The sequence below is a fragment of the Microbacterium sp. genome (genome assembly GCF_047606685.1).
Lineage (GTDB): Bacteria > Actinomycetota > Actinomycetes > Actinomycetales > Microbacteriaceae > Microbacterium.
This window is the reverse complement of sequence record NZ_JASGEC010000049.1, coordinates 1-20,428: the sequence shown is the minus strand read 5'-3', so window position 1 is coordinate 20,428 and position 20,428 is coordinate 1. Positions and strand designations below refer to the sequence as shown.

The 20,428-nt window shown below is 70.6% G+C and carries 15 protein-coding genes; 5 read left to right on the top strand and 10 right to left on the bottom strand.

What is annotated here, in order from left to right:
- Positions 1–64: 64 nt before the first annotated feature.
- From QM611_RS05280 to QM611_RS05265, 4 genes are read right to left on the bottom strand one after another with little or no spacing between them, the layout of a single operon-like run.
- Complete coding sequence (locus tag QM611_RS05280) at positions 65–1,165, bottom strand: DUF917 domain-containing protein (protein ID WP_415078856.1); 1,101 nt, start codon at positions 1,163–1,165, stop codon at positions 65–67.
- Between the two features lie 3 nt (positions 1,166–1,168).
- Positions 1,169–2,269 (bottom strand): DUF917 domain-containing protein, encoded by a 1,101-nt coding sequence (locus tag QM611_RS05275; RefSeq protein ID WP_415078855.1) that lies wholly within the window; start codon positions 2,267–2,269, stop codon positions 1,169–1,171.
- Entirely contained in the window at positions 2,266–3,816 is a 1,551-nt protein-coding gene (locus tag QM611_RS05270; RefSeq protein ID WP_415078854.1) for a hydantoinase/oxoprolinase N-terminal domain-containing protein, read from the bottom strand. The genes QM611_RS05275 and QM611_RS05270 overlap by 4 nt, the downstream gene beginning before the upstream one ends.
- A gap of 18 nt (positions 3,817–3,834) precedes the next feature.
- Entirely contained in the window at positions 3,835–5,190 is a 1,356-nt protein-coding gene (locus tag QM611_RS05265) for a purine-cytosine permease family protein (RefSeq protein ID WP_415078853.1), read from the bottom strand.
- 443 nt (positions 5,191–5,633) lie between these two features.
- Here QM611_RS05265 and QM611_RS05260 point away from each other — a divergent pair, with 443 nt between their 5' ends.
- From QM611_RS05260 to QM611_RS05250, 3 genes are all read left to right on the top strand, one after another.
- Positions 5,634–6,608: a hypothetical protein gene (locus QM611_RS05260; RefSeq protein WP_415078852.1), complete on the top strand. Its 975-nt coding sequence runs from the start codon at positions 5,634–5,636 to the stop codon at positions 6,606–6,608.
- A gap of 197 nt (positions 6,609–6,805) precedes the next feature.
- Positions 6,806–7,552, top strand: coding sequence for a purine-nucleoside phosphorylase (gene deoD, locus QM611_RS05255; RefSeq protein ID WP_415078851.1), 747 nt, complete (start codon positions 6,806–6,808; stop codon positions 7,550–7,552).
- The gene (locus QM611_RS05250) at positions 7,549–8,955 is read left to right on the top strand and encodes an MFS transporter (protein ID WP_415078850.1); all 1,407 of its coding nucleotides are present in this window, start codon (positions 7,549–7,551) and stop codon (positions 8,953–8,955) included. Before deoD ends, QM611_RS05250 begins: the two co-directional genes overlap by 4 nt.
- Before the next feature lie 12 nt (positions 8,956–8,967).
- On the opposite strand, the gene QM611_RS05245 is transcribed toward QM611_RS05250, so the two are convergent.
- From QM611_RS05245 to QM611_RS05220, 6 genes are read right to left on the bottom strand one after another with little or no spacing between them, the layout of a single operon-like run.
- Entirely contained in the window at positions 8,968–9,792 is an 825-nt protein-coding gene (locus QM611_RS05245) for an HpcH/HpaI aldolase family protein (RefSeq protein WP_415078849.1), read from the bottom strand.
- Entirely contained in the window at positions 9,777–10,574 is a 798-nt protein-coding gene (hpaH, locus tag QM611_RS05240) for a 2-oxo-hept-4-ene-1,7-dioate hydratase (protein ID WP_415078848.1), read from the bottom strand. The genes QM611_RS05245 and hpaH overlap by 16 nt, the downstream gene beginning before the upstream one ends.
- The gene (hpaD, locus tag QM611_RS05235; RefSeq protein ID WP_415078847.1) at positions 10,571–11,734 is read right to left on the bottom strand and encodes a 3,4-dihydroxyphenylacetate 2,3-dioxygenase; all 1,164 of its coding nucleotides are present in this window, start codon (positions 11,732–11,734) and stop codon (positions 10,571–10,573) included. Before hpaD ends, hpaH begins: the two co-directional genes overlap by 4 nt.
- Positions 11,735–11,762: 28 nt before the next feature.
- Positions 11,763–13,268, bottom strand: coding sequence for a 5-carboxymethyl-2-hydroxymuconate semialdehyde dehydrogenase (gene hpaE / locus QM611_RS05230; protein WP_415078846.1), 1,506 nt, complete (start codon positions 13,266–13,268; stop codon positions 11,763–11,765).
- A 10-nt stretch (positions 13,269–13,278) separates the two neighbouring features.
- Entirely contained in the window at positions 13,279–13,959 is a 681-nt protein-coding gene (locus QM611_RS05225; RefSeq protein WP_415078845.1) for a GntR family transcriptional regulator, read from the bottom strand.
- Complete coding sequence (locus tag QM611_RS05220; protein WP_415078844.1) at positions 13,956–15,554, bottom strand: fumarylacetoacetate hydrolase family protein; 1,599 nt, start codon at positions 15,552–15,554, stop codon at positions 13,956–13,958. The genes QM611_RS05225 and QM611_RS05220 overlap by 4 nt, the downstream gene beginning before the upstream one ends.
- A 120-nt stretch (positions 15,555–15,674) precedes the next feature.
- On the opposite strand from QM611_RS05220, the gene QM611_RS05215 reads away from it, so the two are divergent.
- Both QM611_RS05215 and QM611_RS05210 read left to right on the top strand, forming a co-directional pair.
- On the top strand, positions 15,675–17,054 hold the full coding sequence (locus QM611_RS05215) for an MFS transporter (protein WP_415078843.1): 1,380 nt from the start codon (positions 15,675–15,677) through the stop codon (positions 17,052–17,054).
- Positions 17,055–17,057: 3 nt separating this feature from the next.
- Entirely contained in the window at positions 17,058–20,006 is a 2,949-nt protein-coding gene (locus tag QM611_RS05210; RefSeq protein WP_415078842.1) for a cytochrome P450, read from the top strand.
- Positions 20,007–20,428 lie beyond the last annotated feature (422 nt).

Sequence of the window (20,428 nt, the reverse complement as noted above, 5' to 3'; positions counted from 1 at the left end):
AAAACGCCGCGCAGTCCACGGTGTGACGGAGGCGGACTAATGCGTGCGCGGAAGGGGCGCGGGGTCAGGTGACGAGGGTGTCCACGAGCGACTCGATCGGGCGGAACTGCTCGGCGAGGCCGAACGCGGCCGGGCCGAACGCGGCGAGCGCGCCGGGGGTGCGCATCATCTCCGGCGTCGAGATGCCGATGACGCGCACGCGCTGCCCGTAGCGCAGGCCCTCCGTCGTGATCGGCTCGGCGGTCTCGGCGTCGAGCACGCAGATGAGGTCGGGCACGATCGCGACCATCGCGCCGTCACGCAGCGCGATGAGGTTCTCGTTCTGGAACCTGATCTCCAGCTCGGAGCTGCCGGACGCAACGCGCGCGACGCCCTTGGCGAAGCCCTCCGTCGTGCGCCGCTCCACGTCGACCACCTTGCCGACGAACAGCTCGCGCACCTCGGAGTAGAGCGTCGTCGACAACGCGTCGGAGATCGCGGCGAAGGGCGATCGCTTCGCCTGGCGCGCCTCGCGGATCGCGCGGCCGAGGCTCAGGCCCATCGACAGCGTGCGCGGCACGGCGGTGCGCTTGACGTCGGCGCCCGACATCGCGTACTCGGCGATGTGCGCGACACCGCCCAGTCGGATCGTGATCGCGCGAGCGAGCCACTCCATCTGGCGATTGTCGTCGCCGGTGTCGATGATGACGCGCTCGCCGCGCTCGCCGGCCAGAGCGAGCGGTGAGCCGTTCACGCCGTACACGGCGAAGGTCTCCATCGACAGCTCGGGGAACGCGCGGCCCATGCCGTCGGCGTCGACGACGGGCAGCCCCGTCTCGGCGGCCACCACGAGCGGGATCATCGAGTTGATGCCGCCGCACTCGATCGGCATCGTGGCCTGTGCCGTGCGGCCCACGTGCTCCTCCAGGATGCGGAGGCTCTGCGTGGGCTCGGTGCCCGCCGGGATCTTCTCGACCATGACCGTCGGGGCGCCCATCTGCGCCGTCGGGATCACGAACAGGTCGTCGTCGATCTCGTCGGGGTCGAGCACCGTGATCGCGCCGTCGCCGAGCACGCGTTCGACGAGCATCCGGCCGATGTACGGGTCGCCGCCGCCCCCCGTGCCCAGCAGCGTCGCCCCCCGTGCCAGATCCTCGAGATCGGCCGAGGCCAGCTTCCAGGGCATGCCCTACCCCTCCCCGGCGGCCTGGCGCGCAACGCCGTCGTCGAGGGTGCCGTCGAAGCGGATGCTGGGAGTGTCGTAGCCGAAGTAGCCCGGCCCCGCGAGCGCCAGGCCCGCCGCCGAGTGCCAGCGCGGGTCGCTCGGCGCGGCGATGACGCGCACGCGCTGCCCGTAGCGCAGGCCCTCCGTCGTGATCGGCTCGCCGCGCTCGGCGTCGAGGGCCATGATGAGGTCGGGCGTGGTGACCAGCACCTCGCCGTCGAGCTTCGCGACGAGGTGCTCGTTCTGGAACAGCAGCTCAAGGGAGCCCACGCCCTCGATGACGGCGCGGCCGCGCGCGAAGCCGGTCGTCGTCGCGCGCTGCACATCGACGACCTTGCCCTCGAACAGCTCGCGCCCGCCGAGGATCGCCACCGCCCGGTCGACCGGGTCGTCCTTCGCGTCCCGCGCCGCAGAGATGCCGCGCCCGATCTCCAGGCACAGCGACAGCGAGCCGCCGACCAGCGACTCCTTGGCCTGCGCTCCGCTCATCGAGAAGCCCGAGATCATGATCGAGCAGCCCATCTCGACCGCCGCGACCCGCGCGATGCGCTCGGTCCAGTGGTTGTCGACGGTCTCGAGCACGCCGCGATTGCCTTTGTCGTCGGCGAAGCCGAACGGCGACGCGGAGATGCCGTAGAGCGTGGGGATCACCATCTGCAGCTCGGGGAACGCGCGGCCCATGCCGTCGGCGTCGATCAGTGGCAGGCCGAGCATCGCGGCTGCGGCGATCGGAATCGTCGAGTTGACGCCGCCCGCCTCCGCGCACAGCACGTGGGTGACGGGGCGCCCCAGCACCGATTCGATCGCGCGCAGCGGTGCGACGACCTCGTCCAGGCTGGGCACCTTCTCCACCATCACGGTCGGCGCGCCCATCATCGCCACCGCAGCGATCGCCGCGTCGTCCGGCACCTCGTCGAGGGTCGTGATCGTGACCGGCCCGCTCGCGCGCAGCGCTTGGATGGCCAGCAGCGTGCCGATGTACGGATCGCCCCCGCCGCCGGTGCCGAGCACCGCCGCGCCGCGGGCGAGGTCGCCGATGTCGGCCTGGTCGATCTGCCAGCTCATGGCGCCCCCAGGTCGAGGTCGCCCACGGCTTTCGCCCGGATGCGCGTCGCATTGCCGGGCAGGTACGGGATGGGAACCTCGTCGAAGTCGATGATCTGCACGCTGGAAGGCGCGGCGCCGGCGGCGATCGCCTTGTCGACCGCCTCCTGGCGCACCGCGTCGAGCGTCGCCTCGCGGGCGCCGGGAGCGACGGCCACGACCTTGTCGACCTCGCCGCCGACCTGGGCGATCGACGCGCCGATGGCGTTCGCGACGGCGAAGTTGCCCGGTCGGTGCACGGCGCCGAAGAGCGGAAGCTCGTCGGGCAGCAGCACCGACCCGCCGCCCACCGCGACCACCGGGATGGGCTCGGGCGACGTGCGCATGCGGTCGATCGCCTCGGCCACCCGCTCGGCGATGCGGTCGAGCACGCGGTCGACCATCGCGCGGTCGAGGTGCTTGACCCGGTCGGCGTCGCCGATCGTCGCCCGGCCGGCGGCGACCGCGATGTCGGTCGCGGTGAGCTGGCCGCCGCCGAAGACGAGGGCGTCTTGCGTCAGCCGGTAGCCGACCGAGAGCGGGCCGACCTCGGCGGTCTCCATGTCGACGTGGCTGCCGCCGCCGATGCCGATCGAGAGCACGTCGGGCATGCGGAAGTTCGTGCGGATGCCGGCGACCTTGACCTCGTTCGCCGTTTGGCGCGGGAAGCCGCCTGCGAGCAGGCCGATATCGGCGGTCGTGCCCCCGACATCCACGACCGCGCAGTCGGCCAATCCGCTCGTGGCCGCCGCTCCGCGCATCGAGTTCGTCGGGCCCGACGCGAAGGTCGCGACCGGGTAGCGGCGCACGTACTCGTCGTCCATGAGCGTGCCGTCGTTCTGGCTCAAGTAGATCGGCGCCTCAATGCCGTGCGCCCGCACCGCCGCCGCGAGCCCGTCGACGATCTCCACCGCGAGCTCGCGCAGCGCCGCGTTGATGATCGTGGCGTTCTCGCGCTCGAGCAGGCCGATGCGGCCGATCTCGTGGCTCAGCGAGATGGCGACATCCGGCCCGAGCACGCTGCCCACGACCTCGGCGGCCTCGACCTCGAGGTCGTGGTTCACCGGGCTGAACACGCTCGAGATCGCGACGGAGCGGATGCCCTTGCCCGCCATGTCCTCGGCGTGGCGCTTGAGCTCGTCGTGGTCGATCGGCGAGATCGGCCGGCCGTCGAACTCGTAGCCGCCGTGGGCGAGGTAGGCCTGCCCGCCGATCGCCGCGCGCAGATCGGCGGGCCAGTCCACGAGCGGCGGCAGCGCGCGGGTCGCCGGCAGTCCGAGCCGCAGGGCCGCGGTCGGCGCGAGCCGATCGGCCTGCACGAGGGCGTTGATGAAGTGCGTCGTGCCGATCATGACGGCCGAGACATCGCCGCCGGTGAAGCCGTGCGACGTTCGCAGCGCCTCGATCGCGGCGATGATGCCGCTCGTGACGTCCGGGCTCGTGGACTGCTTGACCGTGGCGAGCACGGTCTGGCCGTCCATGAGCACAGCGTCGGTGTTCGTTCCGCCGACGTCGATGCCGATGTGCATTTCGCTTCTCCCTGCGCGCTATTTGTGGTCTTCCACGGCCGGCGCCTCGCCGCCCGCGACAGGGACGTCGTTGTCGGTGGGCACTTCGCCGACGCCGCGCACCCAGCCGAGCTTCCCGGCGATCGTGTACAGGACCATCGACAGGATGACTGCGGTGATCGACGGGATGCCCCACGTGAAGAAATAGCCCACGAGCGACGAGATCAGCCAGATCACGAGGGTGGCCGGGACGATCCGCGGCGCGTAGGCCGGCAGCACGTCGCGATCGCGTGTCGCGTCGAGCTGGGGGCGGAACTTCCGCACGAAGAAGTACTCGGCGACCATGATGCCGGCGATGGGCGGGAAGGCGGCCGAGAGCACGACGAGGAAGGGCACGAACGCGCTGAGGATGCCGACAGCGGCCAGCACCGAGCCGAGAACGCCGACGACGATCGTGGTCCACACGCGCGAGAGCGCGCGGTTGAACGTCGTGGAGACGAAGTTCACGAGGCCGAGCGTGGAGGAGTACAGGTTCCAGTCGTTGATCTTCAGCGTTCCCGACACGATGATCAGCAAGCCGACCCAGCCGACCGAGGTCGTGATGATCGCGACGATGTTGCCGCTGGCGGCGGCGTGCGCGAGCAGCACGCCCGACATGCCGATGACGAACTCGCCCAGGGTCACGCCCACCACGGTCTGCTTGACGACATCCGCGCCGGAGCGGTTGAAGCGCGTCATGTCGGCGGTGATGATCGCGCCGACGATGAGTCCGCCGGCGACGATCGCCGTGCCCGCGAAGACTGAGATGGGCTCGCCCGGCGGCGGCGAGTTCATGAGGTCGACGATCGAGTGCTTGCTCAGCTCGGAGACGATGCCCCAGCCGACCAGGATGAGAAACAGCGGCACCGTGAGGTTGGCGAGCACCTGCATGCCGACGAACCCGAACACGACGATGAGCGTCACGAGCAGGCCGAAGACGAGCGACCACACCCATACCGGCATGAAGCCGGGCATGAGCGACTCGAGCGACTCGGCGGAGATCGCGCTCTGGATGCCGAACCAGCCGATGAGGCTCATGGCGATGGCGAGCCCGACCAGCGACGATCCGATCTCGCCGAATCCGGTCCAACGCGCGAGCAGGGATGTCTGCAGGCCCTCGCGCTGGCCGATGACGCCGACGACGCACATGATCGCCTCGAGGATGATCGAGCCCAGGAGGAACGCGAGCGCGGCGTCCCAGAATCCGAGCGAGTATCCCAGCGTCGCGCCGAGCAGGAACTGTGAGAGCGCGGACACCTGCCCGAATCGCTGGACGGCGATTCCGAACCAGTGCCGGCGTGCGTCAGTGGGGACGCGAGAGAGGGCGAAATCCTCGTGGGTGGATGCTTCTGCCATGGGCTTTCCTTCTTCGAACGGGGGGTGGCGCTTCGAACGGGTTGAGTCCAGCAAAGCGAAGGCTCGTGCGTCTGTCGATAGGCGATCCGCCTATTTTTCTGTCCTTACGGTGCATTACGCTGCATCAGCTCCTGAGCCGCGCTGGACCCTGCGCGTTTCAGTTGCCACGTTCTGCAACGCGTGCCGCGCTTCGCGGCAACTCAACGGGCATGGCCGGGCGCGCGGCATCCTGTTCGCTCTTCGGTTGCCGCGTTCTGCGGTGTGCACCGCGATTTGCGGCAACTGAACGCGCCCTGGTGTTGCGGCTCGGGTCGAAGAGGTCAAAGGGTGGGGCGCGGATTCGCGCGGCGGCTGTTCCTGCACAGGGCGATCCGGCCACGGAGTTGTGCACAGTTCGGGCCGGAGCCCGTCACAGCGGCCGCGTGAGCATCCACTCTGGGCGGATGAGATCCCCGCGACCACTGCCGACCGCCCTGGGCGCCGCGTTCGCCGTCCATGACGCCAAGCGACTCGGAGTCACCGACTCGCGCTTGCGCGCTCGCGACCTCGACGCGCCGTTCTGGGGTGTGCGCGCGCGTCCCGCGCCGCCGCCGCGCGCTGGGCGCGACGACGTCGTCGACCTCGAAGAGCGCGACGCGCTGAGGCGAATCGAGCTGTTCCGCCCACGCATGCCGGCGCACGCGTTCCTCTCCCACGCCTCCGCGGCGCGTCGCTGGCGCATCCCGCTTCCCGTGCTCGCCGACACCGACGTCCATGTGGGCGTCTTCCGGCCGCATCGCGCGCCGCGGGGCGCCGGAGTCCACGGCCACCAGCTCTCGCCGGACGGCGTCGAGGTCATGGAGCAGGGAGGATGGCGCGTGGCCGGCCCGGCGTCGACGTGGGCTCAGTTGGGGCAGCTGCTGTCGGTGCGAGACCTCGTTGCGGCAGGAGATGCGCTGGTCAACGTGCCGCGCGACGCGTTCGGGCGCCGGCTGCCGCCCGAGGCGGCGCTGGCGACGATCGCCGAGCTCGAGCAGGCGACGGCCTCGATCCGCCGCATCGGCGCGGGCAAGCTCAGGAACGCCCTCCAGCTGGTGCGCGTCGGCGCCTCGTCGCGGCCCGAGTCGCACCTGCGGCTCGAGCTGGTGGCAGCCGGGCTGCCCGAGCCGGAGCTGGATGTCGACATCCTCAACGCCGCCGGGCGCAAGCTCGGCCATAGCGAGCTGGTCTACCCGCAGTTCCGCGTCGTGGTCGAGTACGAGGGAGACCACCACCGCACCAGCGCGCGGCAGTGGAACCGCGACATCGAGAGGTACGAGAAATACGCGGCTGCGGGATGGCGCGTGGTCCGCATCACCCGTGAGCACCTGTACGAGCGCCCTGGCGCGGCGGTGGCGCGAGTGCGCGCCGAGCTCGTGAAGGCGGGATGGCGCGGCTGAGCCATCCCGTCCGACACTCGGTTGCCGCGAACCGCGGGTGCGCTGCGCAGAACGCGGCAACTGAGCGAGCAACCGGGCGGGCGGCTCGCACGCCCACGGCGGGGCGCGCTTGACGCCGTCGCGCGGGCGGCCGTACTGTTCACACCACGAGGGGTCATCCAGGCTCCTGTCGCCGAGGAATCGACGCGGAGGTGGATGTGAGCACGCCGACCGACGGGCCGCCGGTGCGACCCGCGGGCAGGAGCAGCACGCCGCACATCGACCCGAAGGGCGTCGAGATCGCCGAGACGATCCTGCTTCCCGGCGATCCGCTGCGCGCGAAGTTCATCGCCGAGACGTTCCTCGACGACGCGCGCTGCTTCAACGAGGTGCGCAACATGCTCGGGTTCACCGGCACGTACCGCGGCCGGCCGGTCTCGGTGATGGGCACCGGGATGGGCATCCCGTCGATCTCGCTGTACACCCACGAGCTCATCCACGACTTCGGGGTCAAGAATCTCGTCCGCATCGGCAGCTGCGGGGCCCTGCAGGAGGGGATGGAGCTCTACGACATCGTGATCGCTCAGGGCGCCTCGACCGACTCCGCGTACGTGCGCCAGTTCGACCTGCCGGGCACGTTCGCGCCGCTGTCGTCGTATCGGCTGCTGGAGAAGGCCAAGCGCGCCGCCGACCAGCGCGGGCTGCGCGCGCACGTGGGCAACGTGCTTTCGTCCGACATCTTCTACAATGCCGACAGCGAGGTGAACGACCGCTGGCGGCGGATGGGCGTCCTCGCCGTCGAGATGGAGTCCGCCGGCTTGTTTGTCAACGCGGCGGCGGCCGGTGTCGACGCCCTCGCGATCTTCACGGTGAGCGACCAGCTCATCACCCACGCCGCCACAACGCCCGAGGAGCGCCAGAGCGCCTTCACGGGGATGATGGAAATCGCATTGGAGCTGGTATGAGCGCAACCGACACGGGCAACGCGCCCGCCGAGATCTCACCGTCCTTGGCCAGGCGGGCGGTGCCGATCCTGCTTGCCGTCTTCGTCTTCTCGCTCGTGATCGACAACGCGTTCAAGTACGTCACGGGCGCGATCGCGACATCGCTGGATCTCAGCCTCAACGCCGCGGGGCTGCAGGCGACCATCCCCGGCATCCTCATCGGCATCGGGGCGGTCGTGTACGCCGCGCTGGCGGACGCGGTGAGCATCCGCCGGCTCACGGTGCTGGCGATCATCCTCATCTGCATCGGATCGATCGTCGGGTTCGCGTTCCAGGGGTCGTGGGGGCTGGTGCTGACCGGCCGCATCGTCCAGACCGCGGGCCTGGCCGCCGCCGAGACGCTCTACGTCATCTGGGTGACCAAGCACTTCGCGGGCGCGCAGCAGAAGGCGTACCTCGGCTTCAGCACAGCGGCGTTCCAGCTCTCGCTGCTGCTGGGCGTGGTCGGCGGCGGGTTCATCGCGACGTACGTGTCGTGGCCGGTGCTGTTCCTCGCGGCGCTCCTGCCCCTGCTGGCCCTGCCGGTCGTGCTCAAGACGGTGCCCCCTGAGCAGACGAGGTCGTCGAGCCTGGACGTGTTCGGGCTCTTTCTCGTGGCCGTCGTCGCGGGCGGGATCATCATGTTCCTGCAAGCGTTCCAGTGGCTCTACCTCGTGGCCGTCGTCATCGCCCTGGGGCTGTTCGTCTGGCACGTCGCGCGCAACCCCAAGGCGCTCATCTCTCCGGCCTTCTTCGCCAACAAGCAGTACACCCTCGTGCTGCTGGTCGTGTTCGTCATGTACTCGGTGCAGCTCGGCTACGTGGTGACCTTCCCGGTGCTCATGGAGGCGACCCACGGCATGAGCGGGGCGGAGTCGTCGCTGTTGCTCATCCCCGGGTACATCTGTGCCGTGCTGGTCGGCGTGTTCACCGGGGCGATCGCGAGGTTCCTCGACTCGCACCGGGCCATCGTGCTGGCGCTCGTGCTCATCACCGTCGCGCTGCTGGTGCCCGCTTTCTTCGTCGACGCTCCGGTGGCCGTCTACATCCTGTCGATGGCGCTGTTCCCCTCCGGGTTCGCGCTCATGTACGCGCCACTGCTGTCCACCGCGGTCAAGAGCATCGCGCCGGAGAAGACCGGCGTCGCGATCGGCTTCTACAACTTGACGATCAACATGGCCATCCCGATCGGCATCGCCTACACGCTCAACCTGATCGGGCAGAACCTGGGCTTCATGAGCGGCTTGGCCTCGCCCGCCGGGGCGCCGTTCGCGGCCGTCATGCTCATCCTCGGCCTCATCGGCGTGCTGGCGATCGTCATGTACCTCTCCTTCGCGCGCGTCCTGCACCGCGACAACGCGCCGGTGGAGCAGCCGGTCGCGTAGCGCCTGCCGCGTTCAGTACGTGTCGGTGACCGACGGGCCCTGCGTCGGGATGAACCGCGCGGCCAGGGCCTCCGAGCCGCGGGCGAGGAGCGTGACATCCGCTCCCACCGACACGAAGTCGGCGCCGCCGGCGATGTACGCGTCGGCGGCCGCCGGGTCGAACGCGTTCACGCCGACCGCTTTGCCGGCGCGGTGGACGTCGTCGAACACGCGGCGCACGGCGGCGACCACCTCGGGATGCGTCTGCTCGCCGGGAAAGCCCATGGATGCCGCCAGGTCGGCCGGTCCGACAAGCACGCCGTCCACGCCGTCCACCGTCGCGATGGCGGATGCCGCCTCGACGGCCGGCGCGGACTCCACCTGCACGACCAGCGACACGTGGCTCGACGCGTTCTGCACGTAGCCGGGCACTCGCGCCCAGCGGGCGCTGCGCGCGAGCGCCGACCCCACGCCGCGCACGCCTTCGGGTGGATACCGCGTCGCCGCGACGGCGGCGCGGGCCTCGTCTTCGGACGAGACCATCGGCACGAGCAGGTTCTGCGCGCCGAGGTCGAGCACCTGCTTGATGACGACCGGGTCGCCGAAGGGCACGCGCACGACCGCCGGCACGCCGTATGCCGCGACGGCCTGCAGCTGGGCGAGCACCGTCGTCAGCGTGTTGGGCCCGTGCTCCATGTCGACCAGCAGCCAGTCCAGCCCCGATCCGGCGCAGATCTCGGCGGACAGCGCGTTGCCCGTGCTCACCCACATGCCGATCAGCGCGCGCCCGTTGGCGCCGCTGGAGGGCCCGGTCGCGCGCAGCGCGTCGCCGAAGGTCGGGGCTAGACGAAGCGGCATGTGATCGTTCCCATCGGTCCGTAGTCGCACAGCACGCTGTCGCCGCGGCTCACCCACATCGGCCGGGTGAAGGAGCCGGCGAGGATGATCTCGCCCGCCTCGAGGCGCGAGCCGTGCTGGTGGAACTTGCGCGCGAGCCACGCGACGCCGGTCGCGGGGTGGTTGAGCACGCCGGCGGCGACCCCCGTCTCCTCGATCGTCTCGTTGCGGTAGAGCAAGGCCGACACCCAGCGCAGGTCGACGGCGTCGGGCTTGGTGGGGATGCCGCCGAGCACCATCCCGCCGTAGGCCGCGTTGTCCGAGATGGTGTCGACGATCGTGCGGCCCTCCATCTCGATGTGCGAGTTGAGCACCTCGAGCGCCGGCGTCACATACTCGGTCGCGCGCAGCACGTCGAACAGCGAGCAGTCCGGGCCCTCCAGCGGGTCTTTCAGGACGAAAGCGAGCTCGACCTCGATGCGCACGTTGGAGAAGTCGTCGAACGGGATGGCCGACCCGTTCTCCCACACCGTGTCGTCGAACATCACGCCGTAGTCGGGCTCGCTGATGCCGGTCGCCTGCTGCATGGCCTTCGATGTGAGCCCGATCTTGCGGCCCACAAGCCGGCGCCCCGCGGCGAGGTTCTTGTCGCGCCACACGCCCTGGATCGCGTACGAGTCCTCGACCGTGGCCTGCGGGTACCGCGCCGTGATGCGCGGGATCACGGCGCGGTCGCGGTCGGCTTCGGCCAGCTCGTCGGCGATCGCCGCGATCGTCTCGGGGGAGAGCTTCCCGCCGGTCACAGCTGGTTGCCGAGCTTGTACTCGCCCTGCTTCCACTCCGGAAGCTCGTCCTCGCCCTCGGCGCGCGTGTACGAGAAGCCGTCGGCGCCGATGGTCACGGCCATCTCCGACGAGTCGGTGCGCGCGACGACCGGCTGCGGGTTGCCGTCGAGGTCGAGCACGAGCGACGCGTCGGTGTACCACGACGGCACGACCGGGTTGCCCCACCAGTCGCGGCGCTGGTTGTCGTGCACGTCCCACGTGACGACCGGGTTGTCGGGGTCGCCGGTGTAGTAGTCCTGCGTGTACACCTCGACGCGGTGGCCGTCGGGGTCGCGCAAGTACAGGTAGAACGCGTTCGACACGCCGTGTCGGCCGGGCCCGCGCTCGATCGCGTCGGAACGGCGGAGAGACCCGAGCTTGTCGCAGATCGCGAGGATGTTGTGCTTCTCGTGCGTCGCGAAGCACACGTGGTGCATGCGCGGGCCGTCGCCGCCGGTCATGGCGGTGTCGTGCACGGTGGGCTTGCGCCGCATCCACGCCGCGTAGACCGTGCCCTCGTCGTCCTGGATGTCTTCGGTGACCCGGAAGCCGAGGCTCTGCATGTAGCCGACCGCGCGCGGGACGTCGGGGGTCACCTGGTTGAAGTGGTCGAGGCGCACGAGCTCGCCCGGGCTGTACAGGTCGTAGCGCCACGACAGTCGCTCGACGTGCTCGGTGGCGAAGAAGAACTCGTACGGGAACCCGAGCGGGTCGGTGACCCGCACCGAGTCGCCGATGCCCTTGACGAAGCCGTCGGCGTTGCGGCGCACGTCGCAGCCGAGCTCGGAGTAGAACGCCACCGCCTTGTCGAGGTCTTCGGGCGTGCGCACCCGGAACGAGAAGGCGGCCACGGCCGCGAGCGGGCCCTTGCGCAGCACCAGGTTGTGGTGGATGAACTCCTCGGTCGAGCGCAGGTAGATCGCCTCGTCGTCCTCTTCGGTGACGTGCAGGCCCAGCACGTCAACGTAGAAGACGCGGGATGCCGCGAGGTCGGTGACCACCAGCTCCATGTACGCGCAGCGCAGCACGTCCGGCGGCGGGGAGGCCGGGACGGGCAGCGGGTTGTCCGAGACGATCGGGGCCTCCTGCGAGACGTAGAACCCGGAGGAGGTGAGGGTCTTTTCGTGCTTGTCGGTCATGTCAGCGTCCTTGCTCTCGAGTCTGGTTTCAGTTCTTGCCGAAGGTGGGGTTGTGCACCTTGCCGAGGGTGATGTGCACCGACTGCTGGTCGGTGTAGAAGTCGATCGATCGGTAGCCGCCCTCATGGCCGAGGCCGGAGGCCTTCACGCCGCCGAACGGCGTGCGCAGGTCGCGCACGTTGTTCGAGTTCAGCCACACCATTCCGGCCTCGACGTTCTGCGCGAAGTTGTGGGCGCGCTTGAGGTCGTTGGTCCAGATGTAGGCGGCCAGGCCGTACCGCGTGTTGTTCGCGAGCGCGAGGCCCTCCTCGTCCGTGTCGAATGGCGTGATCGCCACGACCGGGCCGAAGATCTCCTCCTGGAAGATGCGCGCGTCGGGCGAGACGTCGGCGAACACCGTCGGGGCGACGAAGTTGCCGGTGTCGAAGCCTTCGGGGCGGCCGCCGCCGGCGACGAGGCGCCCCTCGCCCTTGCCGATCTCGACGTAGCTCATCACCTTGTCGTAGTGCTCGGGGTGCACGAGCGCGCCGACCTCGGTGGCGGGGTCGTGCGGGTAGCCGACCCTGACGCGCTTGGCCTGCGCGGCGTACCGCTCGACGAACTCCTCGTAGACGCCGCGCTGCACGATGATGCGCGAGCCGGCGGTGCAGCGCTCGCCGTTGAGCGAGAACACTCCGAAGATCGTCGCGTCGATCGCGGCGTCGAGGTCGGCGTCGTCGAACACGACCGCCGGGCTCTTGCCGCCAAGCTCCATCGACAGGCCCTTCAGGAACGGCGCCGCGTTGCCGAAGATGATCTGGCCGGTGCGGCTCTCGCCGGTGAACGAGATCAGCGGCACGTCGGGATGCTTCACGAGCGCGTCGCCGGCATCCTCTCCCAGTCCGTTCACGAGGTTGAACACGCCCTGCGGGAGACCCGCCTCCTCGAAGATCCCCGCCCACAACGACGCCGACAGCGGCGTGAACTCGGCCGGCTTGAGCACGACCGTGTTGCCGGTGGCCAGTGCCGGCCCGAGCTTCCACGACTCGAGCATGAACGGCGTGTTCCACGGCGTGATCAGGCCGGCGACGCCGATCGGCTTGCGGTTGACGTAGTTCATCTGGCGGCCGGGCACCTTGAAGGCGTCGTCGGCCTGCGCGACGATCAGGTCGGCGAAGAAGCGGAAGTTTTCGGCGGCGCGCCGGGCCTGCCCGAGTGCCTGCGTGATCGGCAGGCCCGAGTCGAACGACTCGAGCTCGGCGAGGCGGGCGTCGCGCGACTCGACGATGTCGGCGATCTTGTGCAGCACGCGCGAGCGCTCGCGCGGCAGCATCCGCGGCCACGGGCCCTCGTCGAACGCGCGCTTGGCGGCGGCGACGGCGGCCTCGATGTCGGCCTTCTTGCCCGCGGCGGCCTGCAGGTAGGTCTCGTTGGTGACGGGGTTGAGCACGTCGAACGTGTCGCCGTCCTGCGAGTCGACGAACTGGCCGTCGATGTAGTGCTGGATGCGGGCGGGCAGGTCAGCGGGCACGTGGCTCTCGGCGGTGTCGGTCATGGTGTCTCCTTCAGCGGTGGGGGGCGGGATGGCGCGCGTCGATGAAGGACTCCATCGTGCGCCAGCGGTGGTTGCGGGCCGCCAGCTCGATGTCGAGCGGGTCGGCGCCGGAGCGGATGAGGTCGAGGATCGCGGCGTGCTCGGTGACCGAGTGGTGGGCGCGGTCGGGCACGAACGAGAAGGTCGAGTCGCGCAGGCCCGACAACCGCGACCAGCCGCGGTGCACGAGCTCGAGAATGTGCGGGTTCGAGCAGCTCTCGAACAGCGCGAAGTGGAACTGCCGGTTGAGCTCGGTGAACGCGTGGGCGTCGAAGTCGTCGAGCATCCGCCGCATCCGCTCGTTGACGTCGGCCGCGTGCGCGATGTCGTCGTCGGTCAGGAGCGCCGACGACAGCGCGGTGGCCGTCCCTTCCACCACGCCCAGGGTCTGCATCGTGTAGACGTACTCGCCCTCGTCGACGACGGCCACCCGGGCGCCGACGTTGCGCTCGAAGGTGACCAGTCCTTCCGCTTCGAGCAGGCGGATGGCCTCGCGCACCGGCACGACGCTCATGCCCAGCTCGTCGGCGATTGGGCCGAGCACGAGACGGTAGCCGGGGACGTACTCGTGGCGCGAGATGCGCTCGCGCACCCACTCGTACGCGCGCTGCGATTTGCTGGCCTGGTCGTCGGCGACGGCCACGAGGCTCATCCCTCCGATCCTCGGGCGTGTCCCAGCGCCTCGTCGTAGCGCGCCCGCCACTGGGCGTTCATCGGGAACAGCCCGTCGACCGGGTGTCCCTCCGCCACGCGCTCGGCGATCCAGGCATCCTCCTCCTCTTGCGCGAGGGCGTCGTCGGCGACCTCCTCGGCAAGAGCGGGAGGGATGACGATGACCCCGTCGGCGTCGGCGACGATGACATCGCCCGGCTGGACCGTGGCCCCGCCGCACGCGATCGTCAGATCGACGTCCCACGGCACGTGCTTGCGGCCGAGCACGGCCGGGTGCGGCCCCGCGGTGTAGACGGGGATGCCCACCGCGGTCACGGCGTCGGCGTCGCGGACGCCGCCGTCGGTGACGATGCCGGCGGCGCCGAGGGCGTGCGCGCGGATGGCGAGGATGTCGCCGAGCGTGCCGGACCCGGACTCGCCGCGTGCCTCGATCACGATGACTTCGCCCTCGCGGATCGCGTCGAACGCGCGCTTTTGCGCGTTGAAGCCGCCCCCGTGGCTCTTGAAGAGGTCTTCGCGGTTGGGCACGAAGCGCAGCGTCTTGGCGACGCCGACGATCTTCTTGTCGGGGTGCAGCGGCCGCACGCCGTCGATCGAGACGTTGTCCAGCCCGCGCTTGCGCAGCTGGGCGGACAGGCCCGCGACCGGCACCTGCTCGAGCTTGAGACGCAGCTCGGGGGAGAGGGCGGGGCCCTTGGCGGCGTCGGCGGGCTTTCCCGAATCAGGGGATTCGGCGGGGTCAGGCTGATTTGCGCTGGATTGTCCTGACTCGGCGAAATCTCCTGATTCGGGTGACTCGGGCGGCAGGCCGGCGGCCTCGCGCGAGCCCCACGCCTCCTCGCGCTGCTTGTCGTCGACGGCGGGAAGGGAGCCGAGCGACGCGTCGAACGGGCCGTCGTCGCCCTGCACCACGGTCGTCACGAGGCGGCCGGAGCTCGCCCCGGTGGCGGGGACGTCGACTTCGACCTCGACGACATCCCCCGGGACGACAACCGACGAGCCGGCGGGCGTGCCGGTGAGGATGACGTCGCCGGGCTCGAGCGTGAAGTGCTGCGAGAGGTCGGCGACCATCTGCGCGAGCGAGAAGATGAGGCCGGCGGTCGTGTCGTCTTGCGCCACCTCGCCATTGACCCACGTGCGCACGCGGATCCCGGCCGGGTCGAGGCCCGCCGCGTCGATGAGGCGCGGGCCGATCGGGGTGAACCCGTCGCCGCCCTTGGAGCGGACGTTGGAGCCGCGGTCGTTCGCGCGCAGGTCGTAGAGCCCGAAGTCGTTCGACGCGGTCACCCAGCCGACATGGCGCCACGCGTCGTCGATCGACACGCGCTTGGCGGGCGTTGCGATGACGAGAGCGATCTCGCCTTCGAAAGCGAGCAGCTCGGTGCCGGGGGGGCGGACGATCGTGCTGCCGGTCGCGGCGACCGAGCTCGACGCCTTGAAGAAGTACGACAGGTGGGCGGGGCGGCGGCCGCGCTGCTCCGCGCGGGAGAGGTAGCTGAGGTGGATCGCGATGATCTTGCCGGGCCGGCCGGGAAGCCCGGAGAAGCGGGGGTCTGCGGCATCCGTGCTGGTCATTGAGCTCCCTCGCCCTTGCGCTGTCCTCGCGATCGTATATGATCGGTCACGTTCCCGGCAAGTGTGTTCTCGCCGACTTGTCGGATCACGGCCGCGTGGCCGATCGACAAAGGAGTCGTGATGAGCACACCAGAAGATTCGAGCCTCACACCGACGGGCATGATCGCCACCGAAACCGACCGGCGACGCGTCGTGTTCGCCACCGTGGTCGGCACCACCGTCGAGTGGTACGACTTCTTCATCTACGCGCAGGCGGCCGCGCTCGTGTTCGCGGCGCTGTTCTTCGAGCCGGCCGGCGAGGGGGTGGGGCAGATCCTCTCCTACGCCACGATCGGCATCAGCTTCTTGTTCCGACCGCTCGGGGCTTTTCTCGCCGGCCACTTCGGCGACAAGCACGGCCGCCGCGTCGTGCTCATGTGGACCCTGATCCTGATGGGCGCCGCGACCACGCTCGTCGGCGTGCTGCCCACCTTCGCCACGATCGGGGCGATGGCGCCGATCCTGCTGATCCTGCTGCGCATCCTGCAGGGTGTGTCTGCGGGCGGCGAGTGGGGCGGCGCGGTGCTGATGGCCGTCGAGCACGCGCCGAAGACCAAGCGCGGCCTGTTCGGATCCTCGCCCCAGATCGGCGTGCCGCTGGGGATGCTGTTGGCGTCGGGGATCATGGCCCTGGTCGCCCTGCCCGGTGAGGAGTTCTTCCTGTCGTGGGGTTGGCGCATCCCCTTCCTGTTCAGCTTCGCGCTGATCCTCGTCGGCTACTACATTCGCCGGCGGGTCGAGGAGAGCCCGGTGTTCACCGAGATCGCCGAGCGCGCCGAGGCCACCAAGAACCCGGTCGGCAAGCTGTTCCGCCACTTCACGCTGCTCGTCATCCTGGCCGCGCTCATCTTCGCCGGAAACAACGCGGTCGGGTACATGACGACGGGCGGCTTCATCACCGGGTACGCGACCAACCCCGACGGCCCGCTGGCGCTGCCGCGCGAGCAAGTTCTGCTCGCCGTCACCGGATCGGCTGTGACCTGGCTCGTCTTCACGTGGCTGGGTGGTTGGATTTGCGACAAGATCGGCCGGCGCACCACGTACATCGTCGGGTGGGTCGCGTTGCTGATCGGCATCGCGGCGCTGTTCCCGCTCGTCAACACCGGCGACATCGGGCTGCTCTTCCTGGGGCTCGCGCTGCTCACTGTGGGGCTGGGCCTCACGTACGGTCCGCAGGCCGCGCTCTACTCGGAGCTGTTCCCGGCGTCCATTCGCTTCTCGGGGGTGTCGATCTCGTACGCGATCGGCGCCATCTTCGGCGGCGCGTTCGCGCCCACCATCGCGCAGGGGCTCGTGCAGGCCACGGGCACGACCGTGTCCGTGCAGATCTACCTGTCGACGGTTGTCGTGCTCGGCCTCATCGCGACGCTGCTGTTGAGGGACCGCACGGGCATACCGCTCGGGCCCGACCACGAGGAGGAGCAGGCGGCGTCTCCGATCCGCGGGCTGTCCAAGGTCTGAGGGATGCCGCGCACCCCCGCGCCCGTCGCCGACTGGGTGACGATCCCCGAGCTGTACCGCGACCCGTTCCCGATCTACGAGCGGCTGCGCGCCGAGGGCGGGGTGCACTGGGCGCCGCACGTCGGCAGGTACCTCGTCACCTCCTACGCGGCGGTGCACGAGACGGAGCTTGACCAGGAGACGTACTCGGCGAACGAGGAGGGGTCGCTGCAGATCCGCGCGATGGGGCACTCGATGCTGCGGCGCGACGACCCCGAGCACTACGTCGAGCGCAAAGCGTGGCAGCCGGCGCTGCGGCCGGGTGCGGTCAAGCGCATCTGGACCTCGATGTTCCAGCGCAACGCCGAGCGCTACCTCGACGAGCTCGTGGAGAAGGGCCCGGGCGCCGACCTGGTGTGGGACTTCGCCGCGCCGTACGCCGCCGAAAGCCTGCGCGAGATCATCGGCCTGCACAACGCCACGCAGGAGGACCTGCAGCGCTGGTCGCAGACGATGATCGACGCCACGGGCAACTACGCCGACGACCCGGAGGTGTGGGCGAAGGGGGAGCGGTCGTTCGACGAGGTCGACGCCGCGCTCGACGAGATGCTTGGCTGGCACGCCCGGCATCCCGACAACTCCCTCATCTCGTCGCTGCTGAGCATCCCCGACTACCGGATGCCCGTCGAGCGCATCCGCGCGAACGTCAAAATGACGATCGGAGGGGGCCTCAACGAGCCGCGCGACGCGATCGGCGTCGCGGCGTGGGCGCTGCTGACCCATCCCGAGCAGCGCGCGGCGGCAGAGGCCGACCCCGCGCTGTGGCACACCGTCTTCGACGAGGCGATCCGCTGGGTGGCGCCCATCGGGCTCTACTCGCGGCAAGTGACGCGCGACACGGTGCTCGCCGGCGTCGAGCTGCCCGCGAAGGCGCGGCTGGGCATCTGCATCCTGTCGGCGAACCGCGATGAGCGCGTGTGGACAGACCCCGCGGCCTTCGACATCCGGCGCGAGGCCAAGCCGCACCTCGCGTTCGGCAAGGGAGTGCACGTGTGCCTGGGCACGTGGGTCGCGCGCGCTGAGGTCGCCGATGTCGCGCTGCCTTTGCTGTTCGGCAGGCTGCAGGGCTTGGATGTCGTGCCGGAGCGCCCTGCCGAGATCCGCGGCTGGGTGTTCCGCGGAATGACGCGGCTGCCCGTGCGGTGGAGCGGCGTGGCCGCGGCACCGGCCGTCGGCGCTGTCGGCGCGGGACCGGCGCCGCGCGTGGCGGTCGTCGGGTCGGGGCCGGCGGGATGCTTCGCGGCGCAAGCGTTGCGGCGCGCCTTCCCCGCGGCCGAGCTCGACGTGTTCGACCAACTGCCCACCCCGTACGGCCTCGTGCGGTACGGCGTCGCCGCCGACCACCAGGGCGCCAAGTCGGTGGCGCGCCAGTTCGACCGGCTGTTCCTGCACGAGGGCGTGCGGTTCCACGGCAACACCCGCGTCGGCGACGACTTCACCCTGCACGAGCTGCGCTCCACGTTCGACGCCGTCGTGCTGGCGACGGGGCTGCACGCCGACCGGCCGCTCGGGGTTCCGGGCGACAGCCTGCCGGGAGTTGTCGGCGCGGGAGTGGTCACGCGCGCGTTGAACTCGCATCCGTCGTCGGCGGCCGTTCCCGCGCTGGGCGAGGAGGTCGTCGTGATCGGCCACGGCAACGTGGCGATGGATGTCGCGCGGCTCCTGTGCCGCGACGAGGCCGAGCTCGACGGCTCCGACATCGACGACGGGGCCCGTGCCGCGTTGTGCGGCGGCGTGCGCCGCATCCACCTCGTCGGGCGCAGCGGGCCGGCCGCGGCCAAGTTCGACCCCGTGATGGTGCGCGAGCTCGCCGGGCTCGGCGGCGTGCGGCACGTGGTGCACGGCCTCGACCGCGTCGACGTGCCCGACGGCAAGGACGCCCGAGTCGACGCGGTGCGCGCGCTGGCCGCCGCGGACCCCGGCGGCGCCGAGCGCGTGGTCCTGGAGTGGTGGTTCGGCCTGTCGCCGGCGCGCGTGGAGGGCAACGGCGCCGTCTCGGCCGTCGTCTTCGACGGGCCCGACGGCGAGGTCGCGCTGAGGGCGGACAGCGTCGTGACGGCCGTCGGCTTCGCCGCCGACGACACGGCACCGGTCGAGCCCGGCGCCCACTCGGACGGACGTGTCGAGCCCGGCCTGTACGTGGCGGGCTGGCTGCGCCGTGGCCCGCGGGGCACGATCCCCGACCAGCGCGCCGACGCGCTGAGCCTCGTGCGGGCGATCGCCGACGACATCTCGTCGGGGGCCGTGCCCACCGGGCTGCCGGGCGTCGACCCGGTGCCGGGCGCCGTCGACTTCGACGGCTGGCGGCGCATCGACGTGCGCGAGCGACTTGCCGCGGCGCCCGGCAGGTCGCGGGCGAAGCTGCGCACGGTCGCCGAGATGCTGGAGGCCGCGCGCGACCTTCGGCTCGCGCTGCCCGACGTCGAGGGCGGCGCGGAGGCGGGCTCGGGGTGGAGCGTGCCGGTCACGGTGCTGTTCGGCAGCGAGTCGGGCGGCGCCGAGCTCGTGGCAGACGAGCTGTGCCGCGTGGTCGGCGGCGACACCGAGGTCGTCGACATGGCCGAGGCCGACCCTGCACAGCTCGACCGCTCGCGTCTGCACCTCGTGGTGTGCTCGACGTACGGCGATGGCGAGGTTCCCACCGCGGCGCGGCCTTTCCACCGAGCGCTCGTCGAGGGGCTGCCCGACCTGGCCGGCCTGAGATATGCCGTGTTCGGCATGGGAGACCGCAGCTACACCAAGACGTACTCGCGGGGCAGTGAGCTGATCGACGAGGCGCTCGCGGCGTGCGGCGCCGAGCGCGTCGGCGAATACGGACGGCACGACGCGGGCGGCCCCATCGACGCCGCTGGCGCCGCGCGCGACTGGGCTGCGGGTATCGGCGCCGAGGTGGGCGAGACTGTCGCGGCGTGATCTCGGCGACGCGTCCGGCGCGGTCCGCCGCTGACGCGACCCGCTGTGCCGGCGAGGCCCGCTGCTGCCGTCGGGGCTCGCGGTTGCGCGCGAGACCCACTGTTGCGCGCGAGACCCACTGCAGCGGCCTAGGTTTCGGCGCGGATGGTGGGTGTTGCGGCGAGTGGTGGGTTTCGGTGGGATGAAGCCCGCTGTGCCGGCGAGGCTCGCGGTTGCGCGAGAGACCCGCTGCCGCCGGCGAGGCCGTTGTCTGCGCGCGAGACCCGCAGCCGCTGGCGAGACCCACTGCAGCGGCCTGGGTTTCGGCGCGGATAGTGGGTCTCGCGGCGAGTGGTGGGTTTCGCGGCGAGTGGTGGGGCAGGCGGGGCCGGCGGGGCAGGCCGGCCGGCGGGCGGGGCCGCCGCGCGGCTCAGCCGCCGAGG

Coding starts and splice junctions, on each gene's coding strand:
- QM611_RS05280 (WP_415078856.1), bottom strand. CDS start 1,165: ATGCCCTGGAAGCTGGCCTCGGCCGATCTCGAGGATCTGGCACGGGGG.
- QM611_RS05275 (WP_415078855.1), bottom strand. CDS start 2,269: ATGAGCTGGCAGATCGACCAGGCCGACATCGGCGACCTCGCCCGCGGC.
- QM611_RS05270 (WP_415078854.1), bottom strand. CDS start 3,816: ATGCACATCGGCATCGACGTCGGCGGAACGAACACCGACGCTGTGCTC.
- QM611_RS05265 (WP_415078853.1), bottom strand. CDS start 5,190: ATGGCAGAAGCATCCACCCACGAGGATTTCGCCCTCTCTCGCGTCCCC.
- QM611_RS05260 (WP_415078852.1), top strand. CDS start 5,634: ATGAGATCCCCGCGACCACTGCCGACCGCCCTGGGCGCCGCGTTCGCC.
- QM611_RS05250 (WP_415078850.1), top strand. CDS start 7,549: ATGAGCGCAACCGACACGGGCAACGCGCCCGCCGAGATCTCACCGTCC.
- QM611_RS05245 (WP_415078849.1), bottom strand. CDS start 9,792: ATGCCGCTTCGTCTAGCCCCGACCTTCGGCGACGCGCTGCGCGCGACC.
- hpaD (WP_415078847.1), bottom strand. CDS start 11,734: ATGACCGACAAGCACGAAAAGACCCTCACCTCCTCCGGGTTCTACGTC.
- hpaE (WP_415078846.1), bottom strand. CDS start 13,268: ATGACCGACACCGCCGAGAGCCACGTGCCCGCTGACCTGCCCGCCCGC.
- QM611_RS05225 (WP_415078845.1), bottom strand. CDS start 13,959: ATGAGCCTCGTGGCCGTCGCCGACGACCAGGCCAGCAAATCGCAGCGC.
- QM611_RS05220 (WP_415078844.1), bottom strand. CDS start 15,554: ATGACCAGCACGGATGCCGCAGACCCCCGCTTCTCCGGGCTTCCCGGC.
- QM611_RS05215 (WP_415078843.1), top strand. CDS start 15,675: ATGAGCACACCAGAAGATTCGAGCCTCACACCGACGGGCATGATCGCC.
- QM611_RS05210 (WP_415078842.1), top strand. CDS start 17,058: ATGCCGCGCACCCCCGCGCCCGTCGCCGACTGGGTGACGATCCCCGAG.